General features: G+C 68.1%; 19 protein-coding genes and 2 pseudogenes. 13 read left to right on the top strand and 8 right to left on the bottom strand.

Annotated features, from left to right (window positions below; translation table 11 throughout):
• From AB0I76_RS07280 to AB0I76_RS07260, 5 genes and pseudogenes are all read left to right on the top strand, one after another.
• Positions 1–292, top strand: a pseudogene (locus tag AB0I76_RS07280) (hypothetical protein); the annotation flags it as partial.
• 605 nt (positions 293–897) lie between these two features.
• Positions 898–1,896: a hypothetical protein gene (locus tag AB0I76_RS07275; RefSeq protein WP_357031062.1), complete on the top strand. Its 999-nt coding sequence runs from the start codon at positions 898–900 to the stop codon at positions 1,894–1,896.
• Positions 1,889–2,290 carry a hypothetical protein gene (locus AB0I76_RS07270; protein ID WP_357031059.1) on the top strand — a complete coding sequence of 134 codons (402 nt, stop codon included), beginning with the start codon at positions 1,889–1,891 and terminating at the stop codon, positions 2,288–2,290. The genes AB0I76_RS07275 and AB0I76_RS07270 overlap by 8 nt, the downstream gene beginning before the upstream one ends.
• A gap of 747 nt (positions 2,291–3,037) precedes the next feature.
• Positions 3,038–3,394 (top strand): hypothetical protein, encoded by a 357-nt coding sequence (locus AB0I76_RS07265; RefSeq protein WP_357031055.1) that lies wholly within the window; start codon positions 3,038–3,040, stop codon positions 3,392–3,394.
• Entirely contained in the window at positions 3,385–4,635 is a 1,251-nt protein-coding gene (locus AB0I76_RS07260; RefSeq protein ID WP_357031052.1) for a 3'-5' exonuclease, read from the top strand. Before AB0I76_RS07265 ends, AB0I76_RS07260 begins: the two co-directional genes overlap by 10 nt.
• 56 nt (positions 4,636–4,691) lie before the next feature.
• Here the strand turns inward: AB0I76_RS07260 and AB0I76_RS07255 are convergent, their stop codons facing one another.
• Complete coding sequence (locus AB0I76_RS07255) at positions 4,692–5,681, bottom strand: winged helix-turn-helix domain-containing protein (protein WP_357031048.1); 990 nt, start codon at positions 5,679–5,681, stop codon at positions 4,692–4,694.
• On the opposite strand from AB0I76_RS07255, the gene AB0I76_RS07250 reads away from it, so the two are divergent.
• Positions 5,671–6,528, top strand: coding sequence for a hypothetical protein (locus AB0I76_RS07250; RefSeq protein WP_357031044.1), 858 nt, complete (start codon positions 5,671–5,673; stop codon positions 6,526–6,528). The genes AB0I76_RS07255 and AB0I76_RS07250 overlap by 11 nt on opposite strands.
• Before the next feature lie 143 nt (positions 6,529–6,671).
• On the opposite strand, the gene AB0I76_RS07245 is transcribed toward AB0I76_RS07250, so the two are convergent.
• Positions 6,672–7,433, bottom strand: coding sequence for a DUF429 domain-containing protein (locus AB0I76_RS07245; RefSeq protein WP_357031041.1), 762 nt, complete (start codon positions 7,431–7,433; stop codon positions 6,672–6,674).
• A gap of 26 nt (positions 7,434–7,459) precedes the next feature.
• Between AB0I76_RS07245 and AB0I76_RS07240 the strand changes: the two genes are divergently transcribed.
• Positions 7,460–8,881: a hypothetical protein gene (locus AB0I76_RS07240; protein ID WP_357031038.1), complete on the top strand. Its 1,422-nt coding sequence runs from the start codon at positions 7,460–7,462 to the stop codon at positions 8,879–8,881.
• Positions 8,878–10,869 carry a hypothetical protein gene (locus AB0I76_RS07235; RefSeq protein WP_357031035.1) on the top strand — a complete coding sequence of 664 codons (1,992 nt, stop codon included), beginning with the start codon at positions 8,878–8,880 and terminating at the stop codon, positions 10,867–10,869. Before AB0I76_RS07240 ends, AB0I76_RS07235 begins: the two co-directional genes overlap by 4 nt.
• Positions 10,870–10,895: 26 nt before the next feature.
• On the opposite strand, the gene AB0I76_RS07230 is transcribed toward AB0I76_RS07235, so the two are convergent.
• A complete protein-coding gene (locus tag AB0I76_RS07230; RefSeq protein ID WP_357031071.1) occupies positions 10,896–11,066 on the bottom strand; it encodes a hypothetical protein in 171 nt (56 codons plus the stop codon).
• Here AB0I76_RS07230 and AB0I76_RS07225 point away from each other — a divergent pair.
• Positions 11,019–14,327: a helicase-related protein gene (locus AB0I76_RS07225; protein ID WP_357031066.1), complete on the top strand. Its 3,309-nt coding sequence runs from the start codon at positions 11,019–11,021 to the stop codon at positions 14,325–14,327. The genes AB0I76_RS07230 and AB0I76_RS07225 overlap by 48 nt on opposite strands.
• Positions 14,317–14,691 (top strand): hypothetical protein, encoded by a 375-nt coding sequence (locus tag AB0I76_RS07220; RefSeq protein ID WP_357031032.1) that lies wholly within the window; start codon positions 14,317–14,319, stop codon positions 14,689–14,691. Before AB0I76_RS07225 ends, AB0I76_RS07220 begins: the two co-directional genes overlap by 11 nt.
• Before the next feature lie 435 nt (positions 14,692–15,126).
• Here the strand turns inward: AB0I76_RS07220 and AB0I76_RS07215 are convergent, their stop codons facing one another.
• Positions 15,127–16,026 carry a DUF6569 family protein gene (locus AB0I76_RS07215; protein ID WP_357031027.1) on the bottom strand — a complete coding sequence of 300 codons (900 nt, stop codon included), beginning with the start codon at positions 16,024–16,026 and terminating at the stop codon, positions 15,127–15,129.
• Between the two features lie 82 nt (positions 16,027–16,108).
• On the opposite strand from AB0I76_RS07215, the gene AB0I76_RS07210 reads away from it, so the two are divergent.
• The 3 genes from AB0I76_RS07210 (at position 16,109) to AB0I76_RS07200 (ending at position 17,683) form a co-directional block, all read left to right on the top strand.
• The gene (locus tag AB0I76_RS07210; protein WP_357031024.1) at positions 16,109–17,068 is read left to right on the top strand and encodes an NUDIX domain-containing protein; all 960 of its coding nucleotides are present in this window, start codon (positions 16,109–16,111) and stop codon (positions 17,066–17,068) included.
• A 109-nt stretch (positions 17,069–17,177) separates the two neighbouring features.
• Positions 17,178–17,450, top strand: a complete 273-nt coding sequence (locus AB0I76_RS07205; RefSeq protein WP_357031063.1) for a DivIVA domain-containing protein — start codon at positions 17,178–17,180, stop codon at positions 17,448–17,450.
• The gene (locus AB0I76_RS07200; protein ID WP_357031021.1) at positions 17,432–17,683 is read left to right on the top strand and encodes a hypothetical protein; all 252 of its coding nucleotides are present in this window, start codon (positions 17,432–17,434) and stop codon (positions 17,681–17,683) included. Before AB0I76_RS07205 ends, AB0I76_RS07200 begins: the two co-directional genes overlap by 19 nt.
• Positions 17,684–17,954: 271 nt before the next feature.
• Here AB0I76_RS07200 and AB0I76_RS07195 read toward each other — a convergent pair whose 3' ends face one another.
• From AB0I76_RS07195 to AB0I76_RS07180, 4 genes and pseudogenes are all read right to left on the bottom strand, one after another.
• Entirely contained in the window at positions 17,955–18,302 is a 348-nt protein-coding gene (locus AB0I76_RS07195; protein ID WP_357031018.1) for a hypothetical protein, read from the bottom strand.
• A 63-nt stretch (positions 18,303–18,365) separates the two neighbouring features.
• Positions 18,366–18,650, bottom strand: coding sequence for a hypothetical protein (locus AB0I76_RS07190; protein WP_357031016.1), 285 nt, complete (start codon positions 18,648–18,650; stop codon positions 18,366–18,368).
• Positions 18,650–19,336, bottom strand: a complete 687-nt coding sequence (locus tag AB0I76_RS07185; protein ID WP_357031068.1) for a hypothetical protein — start codon at positions 19,334–19,336, stop codon at positions 18,650–18,652. The genes AB0I76_RS07190 and AB0I76_RS07185 overlap by 1 nt, the downstream gene beginning before the upstream one ends.
• 8 nt (positions 19,337–19,344) lie before the next feature.
• Positions 19,345–19,430, bottom strand: a pseudogene (locus AB0I76_RS07180) (site-2 protease family protein); the annotation flags it as partial.

Genomic DNA, 19,430 nt, shown 5'->3' with positions numbered 1-19,430 from the left:
GGACCCCGTCCGGGGCAACCTCTCTAACTTACCCGATCCGTTCCTCGCCGTCAAACTCGTGTCCGAGTTGATCGCCGCCGGGGACGTGGTCCAGCTCGCCGAGTCCGACTACCGGTACGCGGACGGTCCGCTCCGGCTCCGGATCGTGCGGGTCCGGCCGGACCTCAGCGAGTGGTACGACGGCGAGTGGGTGTGGCTCGAAGGCGTCGAGATCGGGCCGGACGGCCAGGATGCTACGTTCCGGCCGGTGCTGGCACGGGTCGCCGCGCTGCGACCGCAGGCTGACAGGTAGCGGTGAGGTCATCAGGTCTACAGCCATCGCCGAGGACGACGCGGATCTGGTTGGGCCGCGAGGTGATGACTGGCCTGGTTGGCCAGCGCTACCTATGCGGCGTGGCCGGCACGAGCCGGCCGGTGCAGGGCCATGCTGCCGATGGGCGGTGCCTCGTCGTCGTTGTCGAGGTCCAGCGCCGGCTGCAAGGTACGCACGGCAGCTTGTCGGTCGGGCGACCCAGCAGCTCCGCCACTCGGGCGATGGCCGCCTCGCGAGCCTCCGGGGTGACCTGGCGGGCGGCGCGCCGCTGCGCGTCGCCGATCGGGTCATACGGGAACTCGCCCTGGCCCGCAGCACGCGATGCGGCTGCATATCGTCGGATATTCGACGGCGGCGCAGCGCCTCGGTGACGTAGGCGGAAACCTGGCGGGCGGGAGTGCGGCCCAGCTGCTCGGCAGCACCTGGGACTCGGCCATATGGGTGATCTTAAGGGGCGCTCCTATGTCAACCGGATCAAGGCGGACAGCCTACGATTTTTGCCGGCTCCTGCGAGCCGATGCACAGCGGGCAACCACTGCTAGGGTGTGAGCCGCGGAAACAACGATTGAGTGTCGAGGTGGGTCATGCCGTTTCCTGTGGTTCTCGTGGCCGTTGCCGCGGGAACAGCGGTCGCCAACTTTGTGGGTAACAAGGTTATCGAGAATCAGGCGAAGAAAAAGGTGGAAGACCTGCAGGCCCACCACGATGATGAGTACGCGAAGCACCGAGCCGCCGCTGACTCCACCTCTGCGAAGTTGAGAACGCTGGGTGAGCATCAAAAGTCCGCCCTCGACACTGTGATGCCCCGGATCAAAGCCTTTGCAGAACGGAACGAGCGCCAGTTGCGGATGCGTGAACGCCAAATCATCGAGGAGGGAGAGGCGCCCGAAAAACGGGAGATTGGCGCATCGCCCGACGTCTCGAGTCCTGGCGAAATCGCGGCCGCGATGAACGGTATTGTGTCGGCCGCCGCAGGAGGTGGCCTTAGTGGTGCCGCCTACGCAACCGTAGCGAAGGTAGCCACGGCATCTACCGGAACTGCGATCAAAACTCTGAGCGGCGTGGCAGCAAAAAACGCAACCCTCGCGGCGATTGGAGGCGGTGCCAAGGCTGCGGGAGGCGGGGGTATCGCAGCAGGCGTACTCCGGCTCAACATCATCACCGCGGTCCCGGCGGTCGCGCTCAGCGTCGGCCTGATGATCAAGTCGAAGTCTGACGCCGACAAGGCAGTTGCTAAGCGCGATGCAGACGTCAAGGAAGCGGTCGCCACATACAACCAACGGAACGAACTCCTTCGCGGCATTGACGAGCGGGTCGGCGAGATCGAGGAAGTTTTGGCAGGGCTCGTGAGGTGCGCAGGCGAAACGGTCGACCGCCTGGAACAGGCTGAGCGCGAGCCCGGCGGATTCGACCTCGACAACGATGATCATGCGCACCGCCTCCAAGCGGCGCTCCTCGTCGTGAAGGGTGTCGGCGAAGTCGCCGCAGCGCCCGTCGTGAATCCAGATCTGACGCTCGACCCGAATAGCGAGTTTCTGGTGGTCAAGTACCGCAACTACAACCCGGAGCACCCCAATGCCTGACACCCGACCGAACACGGTCTTTGAAGCGGTGGGCCGGATGGCCACGACAGCAGACGCCGCCCAGTACCTCATGGCAATTGTCGATGTTGCTAAGCGCATCGACGCCAACATGACGGAGCGCGCCCGAATCGCAGCTGAACGCGATAAGGAGATCGCCAGAATCAGCGCGGCGAGTCAAGGCTTGCGGGACTATCTGGATCGCGTCTTTAACGAGCGTCGCGAACTGCATCGGGGCTTCTTCGCGAGGCTCGACAAGGCTATCGAGGACCGCGACGCAGAAACTATCCACGCATGTGTCACCGGGATCGTCGAGGTTGCCAAACACTCTCCCCTCAATGACATCGTGGAATTGCGCTCCGTTTGGGCGGACCCGAACGCAGTGATCGAGATTTAGGGTAGGCCCTTCACTGAGGGCTGTCCGCATCGACGTCGACATCGACGTCTAGTGGACGGTCTGACAGAGTGCGCCACGGACAAGGCGGTGACGGCTCGCTCCGCACCTGCGTTCGGCTCGCCGCCGGCGCTGTGGCCAACCTCGTGGCGCAGGGGAACGGTAGGGTCGCACCCACCGCCCTTGACCAATTGCAGGAGGTGGGGCCGTGCCGCAGCTCGCCTTCGCCAACAGCTTCTGGCAGAGCTACGACGTCCTGGAGAAGCCGGTCAAGGCCGGCGTACGCAAGGCGATGGAGAAGTTCCAGCAGCTCAGCATCGCCGAGCTGCACGCCGACAAGGGCCTGCATCTGGAGTCGGTGAACAGTGCGCGGGACCCGCGGATGCGGACCATCCGGATCACGGACTTCTGGCGCGGGGTGGTGCTGGCGCCCGACGACGGCAGCGACACCTTCCTGCTGCTCAACGTCGTGCGGCACGACGACGCGTACACCTGGGCGGCGAAGCGGCTCTACACGGTGAACGGGGACCCGGGCGCTGGAGGTCCGCAACGTCGTCGCCATCGAGCAGCTCACCCCCGCGCTGGAGAAGGCCGCGGCGGAGGCGCCGAGCCTGCTGTTCGCTCGCTACTCCGACACTGTGCTGCGTCACCTCGGCATCGACGACCAGGTGCTGCGGGCGGTTACGCACGATCATCGACAAGCGGCAGCTGGACGCGTTCGGCACGCTGCTGCCCGAGGACCAGTTTGAGGTGCTGCAATACCTCGCCGAGGGCTTCTCGCCGGAGGAGGTCTACCGTGACGTCGTGGCCGAGCGCCGGCCGGCGGACGCGACGCCGGAGTCGAGCGAGAGTCTGGCGGTGGCGATCGCCAACACCGCCAACCGCATCACGCTGGTGACTCGGCCGGACGAGCTCGCCGAGATCCTTGACAAGCCCTTCGCTGCCTGGCGGGTGTTCCTGCACCCGTCGCAGCGGCGGGTCCCGTACCGGGTCTCCTACAACGGGCCGGCCCAGGTGACGGGTGGGCCGGGAACCGGGAAGACGGTGGTGGCGCTGCACCGGGCAAGCACCTGCTCTCCCGTGCGCCCGATAGCCGGGTGCTGCTGACCACGTACACCAATGCCCTGGCCGGGACCCTGCGGGAGAACCTGGCGCTGCTCCTCGACGACGAGGAGCAGTTGGCGCGGGTGGAGGTGACCATGGTGAACGCGTTCGCGCACCGCGCCGTGCGGGCCCTCGCCGGGCGGGTGCCGACCCCCGTCGGCGACGTGGACGAGCGGCAGGTCTGGCGGCGGGTGTGCCGGAGGCTGAACCTGCCCTGGACCGAGCAGTTCCTCGCCCAGGAGTTCCGGCACGTGATCCTCGCCCACAACGTGCAGACCCGGGAGGAGTACCGCGCGGCCAGCCGGCGGGGGAGAGGGTCGGCGCTCGGGCCGCGGCAGCGCGACCGGGTGTGGGACGCCGTGGACATGTTCCAGAAGGAGCTGTCGGCCGCCGGCACTGCCACCCACCTGCAGATCTGCGCCCGTGCGGCACAGCTGCTCGGCGGTGCCGACCTCACCGATCACGGGTACGACCACGTCGTGGTCGACGAGGCGCAGGACCCGCATCCCGCACAGTGGCGGGTGCTGCGGACCGCCGTGACGCCCGGCCCGGACGACCTCTTCATCACCGGCGACCCGCATCAGCGGATCTACGACTCCCGGGTGTCGCTCAACGCCCTCGGCATCTCCGTCACCGGGCGTAGCAGCCGGTTGCGGGTCAACTACCGCAGCACCGAGGAGATCCTCTCCTGGTCCACCGGGGTGCTCACCGGATCGCGGATCGAGGACCTCGGCGGCGACCGTGACGACAGCCTCGCCGGCTACCGGTCACTGCTGCACGGCAAGCGGCCCCACGCTGCGGGGTACCCGACGAGCCAGGCCGAGGTCGCGGCGCTCGTGGAGCGGGTGGGGGAGTGGCTGGAGCAGGGCGTGGCGGCGAGTGAGATCGCGGTGTGCGCTCGGTTCAACCTCACTCTTGGCGACGTGCAGGAGGCGTTGGCTGCCGCAGGGATTCCTTCTGTGCGGGTTCGGGATCAGCCTGGCGCGGACGTCGACGGGGTGCGGCTGGCCACCATGCACGCGATGAAGGGGCTGGAGTTCCGGTGTGTGGCGGTGATCGGTGTTACGGCGCGGTCGGTGCCGTTCGCGAAGGAGGTCACGCCGGCCGAGGTGGATCCGACGCAGCACGAGAGCGACCTGCTCCGGGAGCGGTGCTTGCTGTTCGTGGCGAGCACCCGGGCCCGTGAAGCGCTGCATGTGTCGTGGAGCGGAACCCCCAGCGTGTTCCTGCCGTTCCCCGCTTGAAGCTAGCCCAGGTGACCCTGAGCTCCGCCGAAAGCTTGCGGCGGAGCTGCATCGCATCACGTCGGCGCGTTCATGCCTTCCGATGTGAGCTCCCATACGCCACGATTCTCGGATCGCTTGATCAATCCATCGTCGACCATGTCCTTACGCTCCCAGCGAGCGGCGTTTCGCCACCGCACTTCGCGCCCATCGAGGATCCGGTAGTCGCCCTCGAGGAAGGTATGCTCCATGCGGCGTTCGAGCTCCGCGAGCAACTTGTCGGCCTCCTGCCGACCGCCAGCTTCCTGAAGAATCACCAGGATGTACCCTCGGAAGGCCTTCTGCGGCGTCAGACCGCGCATTCGTCCGACAGGACGCTGAGGCGGCGCCTTCGATGACGGCCCGTTGCTTTCGGCGCCGGTCGTTGCTGTAGCCGGCTGATCATGTTCCTCCCAGATGTCGCTGAGAGACTTCCCGTCGCGCTGCCGTTGCCAGGCCTTCCAACCGTTGGCCTCATAACCAGCGACATGACGTGCAGCGCTCGAAGGAGTGTCGTGCAGGGAACCGTCCCGCAGGCGTAGCCGACCATCGTTCGTGAGCCACGCTTCGTGTTGCTTCCCCTGATTTCGCCGATCCCAGACGAGGCGCTCATCTACGTCGAGGGCGCCGTCGGCAAGCAGCCGAGCGAGTTTGGTGGACGATGCCGGCTTCACATGCGCTCTCCTTGGTGGCCTTTCTACGGGGTCAGCGAGACTTCCGGCCAGGTTCAAGAGTCGCCGCAGCACTGTGTTGGGCGTATCGACGAACGCTTGGGCCTTGGACTGCAGTAGGGCGTACACCTCGTCGTCTACTCGGATGGTTGGTGCCATTTGCTGCCTCTCTGCATCGACGACGCCTGGATGTGACAGTGTTGCAGACAGAAGAAGCCCAGGGAAGGTGCCGGCCGATCGAACATCAGAGGTGTCGTACACAGTGGGCGAGGTCGTCGGAGTCCTGGCCGAACGGTGTTCCCCCTCGCCCGTCTGCTTGTACGTCTCGGCCTCCGTTGGTGAGAGCATGATCGTCATGTCGAACGACTGCGTCCCTGTTCCGAGCCGCTTGCGGGCGCTCCTTCGCGGATGGAACGCCGAGGGGCGCCAGCCCCAGGGCGGGGTCGGTTGGAACCGGTCAACGTGGCTCCCCAGCTTGACGGAGCATCAGGACCTTCTCGCGGAGCTGCCGGACCGGCTCGGCCGCGACCATGTGACAGAACGCGGCCGCCGGGCTGGTGAGGGCGAGCACGAGGCCGTCCAGGCGTTCGTGACGGCGATGGCGTGGGGGTACGGGCGGGTCGGGTACGGTGCGTTCCGAACCGCCCGGGTGCTGCGCGAGAACGACGAGGCGCCCCGGGTTCTCCGCGAGGTGGCGTTGAGAACGCGCCGCGATGGCGGGGCGGAGGCGTTCGAATGGCTGAAGCAGCACCGCCTTCGCTACCTCGGCGTCTCCTTCGCCACCAAGTACCTGTTCTTCTGCAGTGATGCGGAGGCAGCGCCAGCGCTGGTGCTCGATCGGCGCGTACAGCGATGGCTCTGGCAGCACGCCGACTGCCACGTCAGTCTGGACTGGAACGTTAAAGACTACCGCCGGTACCTGTGTCTGGTAACCACGTGGGGCCGGGAGCTCAATCTGAGGCCTGACGAGGTGGAGTACCTGATGTTCGCCGACGACGGCTGGCAGCAGGTCACCGCCCGGGAGGTCTCCGAGGAGTCCGACGAATTCGCCGTGCTGGACGCTCTTGACGAGGCCGCTGCCGCCTTCGCGGCCCTACCGGGCGACATTCAGCCGAACGATGTTGACGACTTCGAGCTTGGCGTACGGCAGCTGCGTCGTATCGTGCTGGCTCGCGGCTTCGCTCGGCGGACGCCACCGGAGTAACCTCGTCCTGGTCGAGTGGCGCGGGCTGGTGCCATACAGGCCGTCCGCGGCCAGGGCGCACAATGGGGCATACGGGTCAGGACGAATCGGGAATGGGCTCGCCAGCTCGGACCTAGCTCAGGCAGTCTTCGCCAGACATGCCGTCAACCCTTGGCGCCTGCGGTGGTGAGGCTGCTCAGTGGTGCGGTCGGTAGGGCGATCCAGCCCTCGGTCGTGGCGGCGGCCAGGTCGGCCTCGGCGGGTCGGGTGGCCTGACCGATGGCAGCCGCACGAGCGGTCAGGGCCGCCACGACAGCGTCGATTGCATGGTCGCTGTCCCTGCACACCGGCTCTAACGCACCGAGTTGCAGCCACGGTGCGCTGGCGATCAGTCCGTCCACCAAGTCGCTCAGTGCGCCGCTGTGCTGCCGCCCCTTGTATCCGCGATGGGGCAGCCCCCACTGCTTCAGCGACGCCGCAGGATAGACCTCGACGACCGTTCCGCCGCCGCTGCGGTCCACCGGTTGCCCGCCTTCGGCGAGCCGCGCCAGCAGGGCCGCACACCGCATGGCCGTGTGTGCGATCCGATCCGCGGCCACGCTGAGCGAGAGGCGACCGGTCAGCTCCTGGGTCACCACGTCGGTGCGGCGCCAAGCCAGTGTTCTGCGCCAGTCGCGCCCGATCAGGTCGGTTGGGGCGGCCAGCTCGCCACGGTGGTGGGCGATGACGAATTCGACGAACGGCTCCGGCCAACCCAGCGGACAATCGATCCCGGCCTTGTCGGTGGCCGATGCCGCCCGCAAAAGCTCATCATCGCCGGCGCCGATAACCAGCTCCTCCAGCACCGCTCCGACAGCAGTCCACCGGATCCAGGCCACCGCGGTGTTGGTGTCCTCCGCCGCAAGATCGATCCCCGCTGTCAGCATCCGCCTAACCTAGTGGGCTCGAGTGAATGTCCATATCGTCCGGCGCGCCAAGTCGCGACCGGTCGATTCACCGACGGCAGCCGAGCCATGCATGCCGCCACCGCAGGCGGATCGCCCGAGATCTGTGTCGGTACGGAGGATTGGCAGCCGAAATCCAGTTGATGATGATTGCGCCCGTGGCCCTCTTCCTGACCGACCTGGATCCTCGTGCTCGCGTGAAGGGGTCGCGGGACGGCCTCGGCGCGCAGGCTGTCTGGTCAGCGACGGGACGGCCGCTCATCGGCAATCTCACCACCGTCACTGACTCGCTAGAGGGCTTCACCACCTTGCTCGTCGGGCTGAGGCTCGCCGAGCTCACAAGTGCGGACGAGTTGGACAACCCGACGAACGCCTTCCTGATCTGGGAGCAGATGACGGCGTACGTGCGGCACGTCGTACACGGTCATCGCGGCTTCTTCGGCCTGCAGCGGATCGCGGCGCGGGCGGCGAAGGCGGGTAGCAATGGCGGCAAGGTGCACCTGTCGGCGCAGCCAGAGCACCAAATTCTCAGCAACCAGCGGACGGACGGGCTGCTCGGCAACTACACCTCCCCGGCGCGGACGTCCGGACTCGTCGCCCCGGGAAGCCCTGCGCGGCTCACCCCGGAGGCGGCCGCCTTCGTGGACGCCGTCTATCTACCGCGACTCGAGTCTGGGTGGGGCCCGGATGCCCGCCACCTCGTCCGGGAACTGCGGCGGGACCGGGTGCTGTTCGACCTCGGGGCGAACGAGAAGTGTAAGTCGGTGGCAAGCATCTTCAGCCCGGCGATGTCGCAGCAGGAGGTCGACTTTTACCGGTACCACCTGGTCGAGGGCGGCCCGGGCGACCCGACCGAGGGGCGGCAGCCCAGGTTAGCCACTCTCCTTGAAACCAGACCATCCGAATCCGTCTGGCCCTCGCGGCCGTACCTGATGGCGATCGCCGACGATGCCGAGTCGCGCGGTTGGAACGACATCGCCGACCTGGTGCGCCGGGTCATCGCCTGCGAATCCGTGCTCGCACCGGCGTCCCTGCTCTTCAGCTACCTGCTCGGGCGGAACGGCGCCCACATCGACAAGGTCGTGGCCGACCTTCGGTCGTCCTGGGGTGACCGCCTCGGCTCGATCGACCCGCTTGCGGTCTCCGCGCTGCCCGGTCAGGAATGGCCACGCATCGCCGAGGCCCTCGCCGGCGGTGACTATTCGCAGCTCATCAGGGCGTTGGCGGAGCGCAACGCCACGGTGATGCGGGAGCGCGGTGGAGCGCTCCCCTGGCTGGAGATAACCGATCAGGACCAGCTGCGGGTGCGGTTCCGCGACGAGCCGGCCGGCCTACCCACCGGCGACCAGATTCCGGAGCTGTGGTGGTACCCGTACTTCATCCCGTCACTCGTGTCCATGCTGCTGGCGATCGGGAAGGGTGAGGCGTGAGCGAGGGCATTCCCCGGGCGGTACTCACCGAGGCGCTGCGCGCCCAGATCAACGGCCGAGAGGTGCTGGCCGCCGTATTTTGCACGTTCCGCTTCGATCCCGGCTTCTTCGAGCGCGAGATCCTTCCGGCTCTCTTCGACCTTCAACTGCACCAGGACCCACAGATCCGGCGCGTCCAGCTCGAGGAGGCGTTACGTCCACTTGCCGGTCGCGTCGCCGTCTACTACGACCCCGGCGCAATCGTGACGGGTGACGGAACCGCCTGCCTGGACGTGCGTCGATTCCCGGTCCGGCCCCGCACCGGCTACTTTCATCCGAAGAGCGCGTTCATCCTCGTGCGGGACACGTCGACGCAGGAACGCTCGCTGGTCGTGCTCACCGGGTCGGCGAACCTGACCCAGGCGGGCTGGTGGGAGAACGTCGAGTGCGCCCACCTGGAGGAGATTGCCGAGTTCGGCCGGTCGCGGACCGCTCCGGACGTTCAGCGGTTCCTCAGCCACCTGCGGACCATGGCGAAGAACTTCGACACCCACGCAGCTCTGGACGACATCCACGGCATGCTTCGTACCGTGCAACCAATCGTGCACCGCACGGCGAACGGTCGGCTGCACCCGCACTTCCTCTTCAACGGGCGGCGCGGTGCGCAGTCGCTGGTCGACCAGCTCGACACCGCCGCCGGCCAGTGGCTACGTCACGCCGATCTGGAGGTGCTCTCCCCGTATCTCGACGATGCGGACGCGTCAGTGCCGCTCGAGACCTTGATCGACCGTTTTCAACCGGGAAAGTGGCGGGTGCTGCTGCCCGAGGAGGGCGGTCTCGCGCGGTGCCGTCCGGAGCTCTACGACTGGGTGCGCGAGCGAGGCGGCGAATGGGGGCGGCTGCCCAAGGCGATCCTCGCGCGCGGCGGCAAGCAGGCGGCGGGAGCGGCGCACCGCACCGTGCACGCGAAGGTGTACCGCTTCTTCACCAAGGACTGGGAGATCACGCTCGTCGGGTCGTTCAACCTGACCAGCCCGGCGCACTCGGGCAGCGGCAACGTCGAGAGCGGGGTGCTGTCGGAGTTGGCCATCGACCGGCGCCCGCGGTTCTGGCTGGAGGCGATCGAGGAGCCACCGCCGTTCGCGCAACCGGTTGGCGAGGACGACGGCGTCGATCAGGGCTACGTGCCGCTGCTGGCGCGGTACGACTGGGCATCTGGGCAGGCGGAGGTCCTGTGGGACGGCGCGGGCGAGAGCCGGCCCATCCAGGTGTACGACCGCGGTGTTCACCTCTTCGACGTCGGGCAGCTGGAGCGAGCCGTCTGGACGGCGCTGACCGTCGACGACGCAGCGATCCTGCGCGAGCGGCTCCGCGAGACCAGCTTCCTCACCGCGGTCGCCGGTGACCAGCGCGGGATCGTCCTCGTCCACGAGGCCGGCATGGCACATCGCCCGTCGATTCTGCTCGACCTGAGCCCCGCCGACATCCTTCGCTACTGGTCGATGCTCACCGCGGAGCAGCGAAACGCCTACCTGGCCGCGCACGGCGAGGCGCTGCGCGGACCCGGGGAGGGGCTGCCGGTGGAGGCCCCTCCAGATACCATCTTCGATCGGTTCGCCGGGATATTCCACGGGTTCGCGTCGCTGGGTCGCGCCGTGCGCGACGCCCTCGACGAAGAACGGGTCGAGGAGGCTCGATTCCGGATGTTCGGCGCCAAGTACGATTCCCTGCCCGTCCTCGTCGAGCAGATGGCGAACGAGACGGCGGGGGATCGGCTGGATCGGTACCTCATGGTGCTCTGCGCGCAACAGCTCGCCGACCTCATACGCTGCCGCTACCCCGCATTCTGGGCGTCGGATCCGGCCGGCGTTTCCCGCCTGGAAGAGGCGCTCACCGTGCGGGCCGTCCTGCGAGAGCAGCTCATCGCCCGTAACGACGCCGAGATGGCGGAGTTCCTCGACTGGTACGAGCCCCGGTTCCTGGGCGAGACGGCGACGGTGACAGCATGATGATCACTGTAGACACCGCGGCGCAGCTACTGGACTTCGACCGGAAAATCCACAATCCGCAGCGGGCGAGGGATCAGCTCCACGGGGCCGTCGCCCTGCACAACATCCTGCAGCGCCATCGTGTCGCCTACCTGGCCGACGAGGTCGGCATGGGCAAGACGTACGTTGCGCTCGGCGTCGTCGCGCTGCTGCGCCACTTCACCCCGGACCTGCGGGTGCTCGTCATCGCGCCGCGGGAGAACATCCAGCAGAAGTGGGAGCGGGAGCAGGGCGTCTTCACCAAGAACAACGTGCGCGTGGACGACCTGCGGGTGCGGATGCCGGGTGGGCTGCCGGTTCGACCGCTCGTGCACTGCCGGAGTCTGATCGAACTGTTGGAGGAGACCGCAGTTGGCCCCGACCGCGACTTCTTCGTCCGGCTTCCCAGCTTCAGCCTGCCCCTGCGCCGTGACGCCCAGCAGCGCCGCAACCTGCGTGACCGGCTGTGCGCGCAGGTGCCGTGGCTTCCCGACGACCTGGTCGACCTGCGGGCCAACGCGGACGTCATCAAGGACCGGTTCGCGCAGGCGATCAACGCCGCGTTGCCTCACTTCGACTTCGTGATCGTTGACGAGGCGCACAACCTGAAACACGGCAGGGGCCCGCAGTCGTCCTCCCGAAACCGGGTGCTCGCCACCGTGCTCGGCCGCGACAGTGCCGACGTCGACCGGAGACTGCGTGAGAAGTACGGCCGGCGGGCCGGCAAGGTGCTGCTGCTGTCCGCGACGCCGGTGGACGACGACTACCGGCAACTGTGGAATCAGCTCGATGTCTTCGGGCTGGCGGAGCCCTTCCGGCCGCTACGGGACCCCGACGCCACGGAGCAGCAGCGGCGGGAGGCGGCAGGGGAGTTCTTGATCCGCCGGGTGACATCCCTGGAGGTTTCCGGGCAGCAGTTGACCAAGAATCTCTACCGGCGGGAGTGGCGCGGCGGGGGCGTCGCCGAGCACGATGAGCCGATCCGGATCTCGGACGACCGCCAGCGACTGACCGTCGCGCTGGTCCAGAAGAAGGTGAGCGAACTGCTCGACGACGAGCGGTTCGGCACCCGGTTCCAGGTCGGCATGCTGGCGTCGTTCGAGTCGTTCCTCGAAACCAGCGCCGCGAAGAAACCGACCGCGACGGAGGACCCCGACGACATTCCGGACGAAGCCGTCGAGGGCAACTTCGACGACGCCGGGCAGGCCACCGACGCAATCGAGCGGCAGGGCATCGACGTGCCGATGCTCAACGACCTGGCCCGCGACCACTTCCGGCGGTTCGGCCGCGAGCTGCCGCACCCGAAAATGGACGCCCTCGTCCGTACCCTCGCCACATCCTGGCGCGACGGCCGCAAAGGGCTGGTATTCGTCCGCCGGGTCGCGTCCGTCACCGAACTCAAGCGCAAGCTCGACGACGAGTACAGCGACTGGCTCGTCGACCGACTACGCAACCGGTTGAAGGAGCGGCATCGGCCGGCGTTCGAGAACGCCGTCGACGAGTTCCGCCGACAGCGATCGCTACGTGACCCGGCCGCTCCCACGGCGGTGGAACAGGTTCGGGAGGACGATGACGCCGGCGGGCAGGACACATTCTTTGCATGGTTCTTCCGGGGTGCCGGACCCAGCGGCATCGTCAGCGGCGCGACCGTCCAGGCGAGGTTCCGCAACCAGGGCGGCGCGCTCGGCACCTTCTTCGACGACAACCACGTCATGACGCTTCTCGACGCCGGCCCCGGGCAGGTCCGGGAACTGCTGGCAGGCGCGCTCGGCCAGGAGCGGGACAAGGTCGACCGGCTCATCCGCGAGCACTCACGCCACTACCTCACCGAGGCGAAGCAGGCGACCCGAGCCGCGCGGTTCGACGCTGTCCAGGCCGCCGCGCTCGAACTGCTCGCCCACCACGAAGGGCCATACCGGGAACGTGCCGAGGTGATCTGGCGTGAGTTGTACCGTCCGGAGAAGCGCAGCGCCGTCTCGGCGGAGGCGGACCCGGATCTGCTGGAGACCAGGACCTTCTTCACCGAGCTTCGCCGGCGGGAGCGGCTGCGCAGCCTGATCTGGCCGGAGCCCACCGGGGCCGACCCGGGCGAGTCGTTTCGCGAGCAGTATCTCCGCGCACAGCTCCTCTCTGCCGCTGCCCGCCTCGGGCACGCCTTCCTCGACCTGTACGCCGTGGTCACCGACCACCTGCCAGCGCTGGAGCCTTCCGCCGCGATCGACCGGCCGGACGTGGCGATCACCGCATACCTGGATGAACTCGAAAGCCAGGCAGCGGCCTCACCCGGCACCCGACAGTGGGCAGGGTTGGATGAACTTGCGGCCCTGGCCGAGCACTACGAGCTCGTCCTCGACACCAACCTGCCCGATGCGAGGGTGGTCGATCTGCGAGAAGCACGCGCTCTTGTCAGCCGACTCCTCACCGCGCAGGAGCCCGTCGCCGGGATGTCCGGCCGGGTCAACAGGCGCCATGTGCACCAGTTCCGTCTCCCCGGTTATCCGCTCGTGCTGATCTGCACCGACCTCCTTCAGGAAGGGGAGGATCTGCACACCTTCTGCTCACGCGTCTACCACTACGGTCTGGCCTGGACACCGTCGGCGATCGAGCAGCGGATCGGACGGATCGACCGGGTGCGGTCCGAGAGCGAGCGCCGGCTGACTGCCCTGAACCGTGCGGACGGCGACGACCTGCTGCAGGTGTACTACCCCCATCTCACCGACACGGTCGAACGCTTGCAGGTCCGTCGTGTACTACGCAGGATCAACGATTTTCTCCGGCTGATGCACGAAGGTCTGGTCCTGCCCACCACCGGCGACGGCCACCTGGACATCAGTCGGGAGGCACTGGTCGACGAGGACGTCCCACCGCCGCCGGCCGAACCGCTGCGGACATCCTTTCCCGTACGCCCCGAGCACCTCGACGGGCAGGTCCGGCCACTGGCGGTGGACGAGGCGCTCGCCATGAAGCAGTTCGAACGCTTCAAAGCGCTGCCACGTGTGCCTCTGGGCGGCGTCGCGGTCGAATGGGAGCGGAACCAGCCCGGAGAGGGCACGCTCCTCGGCACGGTCGTCTTCGCTGGCGGACGGCAGCAGCCGTTCAGTCTGCAACTCGAACGGGAAGGCTCGCATCTCGTCGTCCGGTGTGTGAGCCCGATTGGGAGAATCAGCACCGGGGACCAGTGGGATGACCTGGCGAGGTGGTCGGCCGGCATATCGGCGCGGCTCGGCACCGTGGAGGCTCGCGGCGGCAGCTACGACGTCACCGTGGAGGAAGATGTCCTTCTCACCGGGCCGACGTACGACCCGCCTCGCGTCGCGGCGCTGATCCGGCGGGTCACGACGCTGGCCGATGGGCTTGAACGGGAGCATCTTCCCGAACGCGATCGACTACTCACGGAGTTCAGGGCGGAGTTGGAGCGGGATGTGCGGCATGCGCGATGACTGGCGTCGGCTCTGCGAGACCGATGACATGCGGCCGAAGGGAAAGCAGGTGAGAGTCTCCTTCGCCAATGGCCGCTCACATTCCGTACATGTACACGACGGCGCAGAGGGGTATGTCCTTACCGCTGTGGTCGCCGGGGCTGAAACCGTGGGGCGGTGGGACCGCCTGTATCGGGAGGCCTGGGAGAGGAACCGCCACAGCCGGCTGGTGGGCTTCCGGGTCGACGCGGAGGGCCGCATGATCGCCCACGGGTGGACGCCGAAGGACGGCCTCACCGCGGACGCCTTCCAAACTCTCGTCCGCGCTGTCGCACGGGAGGCGGACCGTTACGAGTTCCAGTTGACGGGCGCAGATCGACGCTAGCGGCTGCCCCAGCCTCGCCGCCAGCGATGGGGCACCCGCTGCGCGGCACGCCACGGTCGCCCTGTCGACCAGTGCTTGTTCGTCTGCCGAGCCGATCGAAGCCGCCACGACGTGCGGTCTACAGTCTCACCCGTGGAACGAGCTGAGGTCCTCGTCCGGCAGCCGAACCGGAGTAACGAGCCTGCCCGGGCCCCCGTCCTGCCCGCGTACGTTGAGCCTCGGTCCTGGTAGAGGAAGAGTCGCTGTTGCAGGGCCGGTCGTCCAGAAGCCGTTCCGCCGTTTGTGTCGGCTGCCGCCGCGCCCGCGTTGGCGTCGGCCAGACGGCCTGACGAGAACGATCCGTCGAACGAGTGGGGAGAAATCATGAAGGAAAAGGCAGAGCCCCTGACGACCGGCGCATAGGCCCGCGCCGAGCCGATTAAGGACGGCGTACGCTCATGCGGCGAGCACGAACTGGTGCTTCGCGTTCACGGCTGCGAGGTGCAGCAGCCGGTTGCCGAGGGCGATGCCCCGAGCCGACAGCAGCTTGTCCGCGTCCGCGTCGAGCGCGACCGCCCTGCCGCCCATGCTGGTCGAGCGGACCGGCGCCGTGGTGAGGCGCTGGACGAATGCGCGCGCTCGACGCCCGGGAGTGGGCTGCGGCGGAGCGAGGCGCGCGTCCAGGGCCACCGCCGACAGCAGGGCTTCCCACTGCTCGACCAGCGTCGGCGGATCGTCGAAGACCTCCAGCAGCACCGGGTGGCCGGCCGCACCGATGAGCACGCCACGCTGCCCGTACAGCGGACGGGTCGTGCTGAGGATTGCCGCCAACTCCGCCGCCTGGCGGTCCTGCAGGTCCACGAGGGACGAGGTCGGCGAGTTGCCCAGATCGCGCTCGTAGCGACTCACCCGCCGCCACACGTCGCTCTGGTCGACCGCCGTCCCGCGGCCGGGGGTCTCCGCGCGCAGGCCGTGCAACGCACCGCGTACGGCCAGCGGCGCGCGGTGTCGGGCCAGGCGCTGGATCTTGCCGCCCGCCCAGCGATTCTGCTCGACGCAGGCGACCTGCACGTCCCGCTGTCCCTGGGCGTCGACCAGCACGCTGCGTGTCACCACTCGGTGCTGCCATCCACCGTCGAGCAGCGCGCCTTCCAGCAGCAGCAGGGGAGTGCCGCCCGGGTTGCTGACCCGCAGCTTCCCGACCACCGGGGTCGGCAGCTCGTCGATCCGGGCGTCCGCCGGCAGGGAGGTGCGGCAGGCGGCCGGCGCGATCGGGGCATCCGTCCACACCGGGAAGACGGTGAGCGGTCCGGCCTGGGTCGGGGCGCCCAGGTGCAGGGCGGGCATAGCTGTCATCGAAGCCTCCTGTTGGTACTTATCTCGTTCGGCGCGATAAAGCTAGCAGGGGTTTTCGCGGTAAGCAAGATAAGGTGGGGGCGTGAAAATCGGTGCTCCCTCCGCATGGCGCGACAGCCAGGGCAGGCGGCTCGTCGACTACCCTCGTCCGTCGCTCGCCGTGGACGTCGCATTGATGACGGTGACCCCGGACACCGGCCAGCTCGCGGCCCTGCTCGTGCGGCGGGACGAGCCCCTGGACGGCAGCCGCTGGGCGCTGCCCGGCACCTTCGTGCAAGAACGGGAGCGGCTGGCCCAAGCCGTGCTGCGGCTGCTGCACGACAAGTGCGACGTCTCCGGGCTCGCCCCTCGCCAGCTGCACGTCTTCGACGACCCCGACCGGGACCCCCGGGGGTGGGTCATCTCGGTCGCGCACGCCGACACCGTTCCGTACGACCGGATCAGTCGGCAGGTCGAGGAGCGGCCCGATCTCCACCTCGCGCCCGTGGCCCCGCCGGACGGGGATCGCCCGCCGCTGCCCGAAGGCCAGGCCACGCTGCCCGCCGACCACGAAGAGATCCTCGCCCGGGCCGTGGACGACCTGCGGGCCCGCTACCGCGACGCGGCCGATCCGGACCGGCTCCTTAACGAGCGCTTCACCATCCGCCAACTGCAGCAGATCCACGATGCCGTCGACGGCCGGGTCAGCCACAAGGACGCCTTCCGCCGATTCGTCGACGACAAGATCGAGGGCACCGAACACGTCGACCGGAGTGGGCCGGGACGACCGGCTCAGCTCTACCGCCGCCGAGCCACGGATGTCGTTGTCCCGGCCGCGACCCGGGCCGCGGAGACGGCGTACTCGGCTGACGACCTACTGGCTGCCGTCGCCGAGTACGCCGGCAGCGTCGACCGGGTCACCATCCAGGGCTACGCCTCGTGGGCGCGCTCCACCGGTCGTCCCAGCGAAGGGCTGATCCGCCGACGACTCTCCGCCGAGATGGGGGGCTGGTCCGGCATCGTCCGGGCGGCGACCAGCACCGCTGGCACTTGGCGGACGTGACGAGGCCAACCAGTTGGCGCTGCTCGCCGGTCGCGCGGGGCTGCCCCAGACGACGGCGCGGCAGGAGCACGAGCAGTTCTCGCCGGGGTCCGCGCACGTGCCGAGGCGGATGGCGTTGTCACCTCCGCTGAGCTGCGGGAACTTCAGCGCACCGCGGATGAACTTGCGGCGCGAGCGCCGCTTCCCGCCGACACGCCTTGGACGTCGCGGCCTCAACCCCAATGAGGTGTACGCCTTCCTCGACCGGCTCGCCGTCGACATGGCCGCTGTCTACGACGCGCTCGCGCGGAGCCGGCGCGAGACCGCCGTCGTAAAGGACGCGTTGCGCCGGTGGCGGTCCGAGCAAGCCGAGGGTGGTCGTCGGTGCGCGGGCGATACGTGATCCACCTGCCCGTGGTCGCCGCCGATCTGCCGGCCGCGCAGCGCCTGGCCCGGGTCATCGGCCGCTGGATCACCGTGCTGCCGATGATGGACCCGGGGGAGATGACCGTGTCCGAGGAGGACGAGCAGTTTCTTCATTACCGCGTCTTCTGCGACCTGCGGCTGCCGGGTGGCCGGCGCTGCATTCTCCGCGACGGCCACGACGGCGCCTGCGCCCGCCGGCTGCCCCGGTGAGCGGCATCGGGCACCTGTCGGTTCGTGCCTCAGCTGGCGAAGACCGCCCGTGCGGGAAACTGGCCGGTGCGCCGCCAGGCATTGGCGATCTTGGCGGTGATGGCCACCAGCGGCCGAGTCGAAGTGGGCGTCGCCGACGCACGCCTCAAGGGTGCCCGGGTGGATCGTCAAGATGCGGTCGAACCTGTCGCACATGCCGAACTCGTACCGGACTTCGTCGGAAGAGGCTTCCACTCGGCGTGTGACAACCAGCATGCCCAATGTCCGACCCTCAGCTCTGACCGGGGCGGCCCGGCGACTCTGGGAAACCCGCCGCATAGGCGGCATCCACCAACTCCTGAAGGTGACGGATGGCGTCCGCCTTCTGGCCGGTGTCGGGTAGTTGCTGCTCTCCGGTCGCCACCAGGCCATGCCGCCAGTGACCGACGACTTCCTGCTGAGCGATATGTGGCATCTCGCTGATCCACAATGAACCCAGGTTGTTGTCGACGATCTCCTGGAGGTGCTGCGCCGCCTGCTTGTCCGACAACCGGGAGATTAGGAATTCAAGCGTCCAGTCGAACAGGCCGCCTGTTGCGGTCCAGTCCACTCCGGGCCTCAGAACGATGATGCCGGCCATCACTTCCCCACGACGGATACCAGCGGGCCGAGGCTGCGGTCCAGGATGCCTTTCATCCCAGGATCACGTGGCCAGTCGGTAGTCCGGGATGCCGCAGCGACGATCCTCGGCGGGGTCGTCGGACGACCGGGCCACAACTCCCTCCGGAATCGGTACCCGGGAGATGTGGATGCCCTCAAGGCAGGTGTCACACCAGAACGAGGCGTAGCCGTACGCCGATCCCGACGGCCCTGTGAAGACGAGCCGTAGCGTGCGGTGCTCGCAGTTCGGGCAGGGCAAGTCCGTGACTGCGGGCAGTGCACGGTACGCGACGTCGTAGGCGTCGAGCCACTGGTCGAAGGTCGCCATTAGTCAACTCCTTCCGGACCAGATTGCTGGTTGTCCCACCACTGCTCCTCGTGCGCGTAGGCCCGATCCTCGAAGGCGTCGGCCTCCGAACGTGTCGTGGGGTAGGGGCGGCCGTCCCGGAGTTCCGACACGTGGAACCTTTCGTGTTCGAGAGTACGGGCGAGATCCTCTTCACTCCGGAATGCCTCGCGGCAGAGTGTGACCGACCCGTCGGGTCTGGTCATCCCGCACACTCCGGAGATGCGGTTGTTGATGGTGAACTGGATGTCGGAGACGTCGATGCCGTACTTGGCGGCGATGGTCCGCACCGACGCCATCGTCATCGGCATTCGAGGGCCGGCACCCCTGCCGCGTACCCGGCTCAGACCCTCCGTCTTCGCGTCCGTTTGCCTGAGCCGTCCCAGCGCCTGCTTGAGCTTGTCGATGAGGTCGCCCAGGCGACGCACCTCCGGAACGAGCCGGCGAAGGCTGTTCAACAGTGCGCGGAGCAGCTTCGCGATACGGGCCGCCCAGGACGCCACCAGCGTCGTCACCTGTTCCACGACCAGCGGCGCGGCGAGCCCGCCGGTGATCACCAGCTCACCGGCGTACACGATGAGGCGGGACACGCAGGTGGCGATGGCGTCGCGGACGAGCAGTCGGACGGCGGCGACCAGGCCGGCGGTGCCTTCGGTGATCGCGGCCATGGCGTCGCACCGTCCAGGCCGGGCACCGGCAGCAGGTTGAGCGCGCTGGCGGTCAACTGGAGGAACGCCAGCAGGGCCAACGCGGCCCAGAACT

This window comes from Micromonospora sp. NPDC049799, from assembly GCF_040656655.1.
Lineage (GTDB): Bacteria > Actinomycetota > Actinomycetes > Mycobacteriales > Micromonosporaceae > Micromonospora.
The sequence above is the reverse complement of the archived record's forward strand: the minus strand, read 5'-3'. Positions and strand labels throughout refer to the sequence as shown.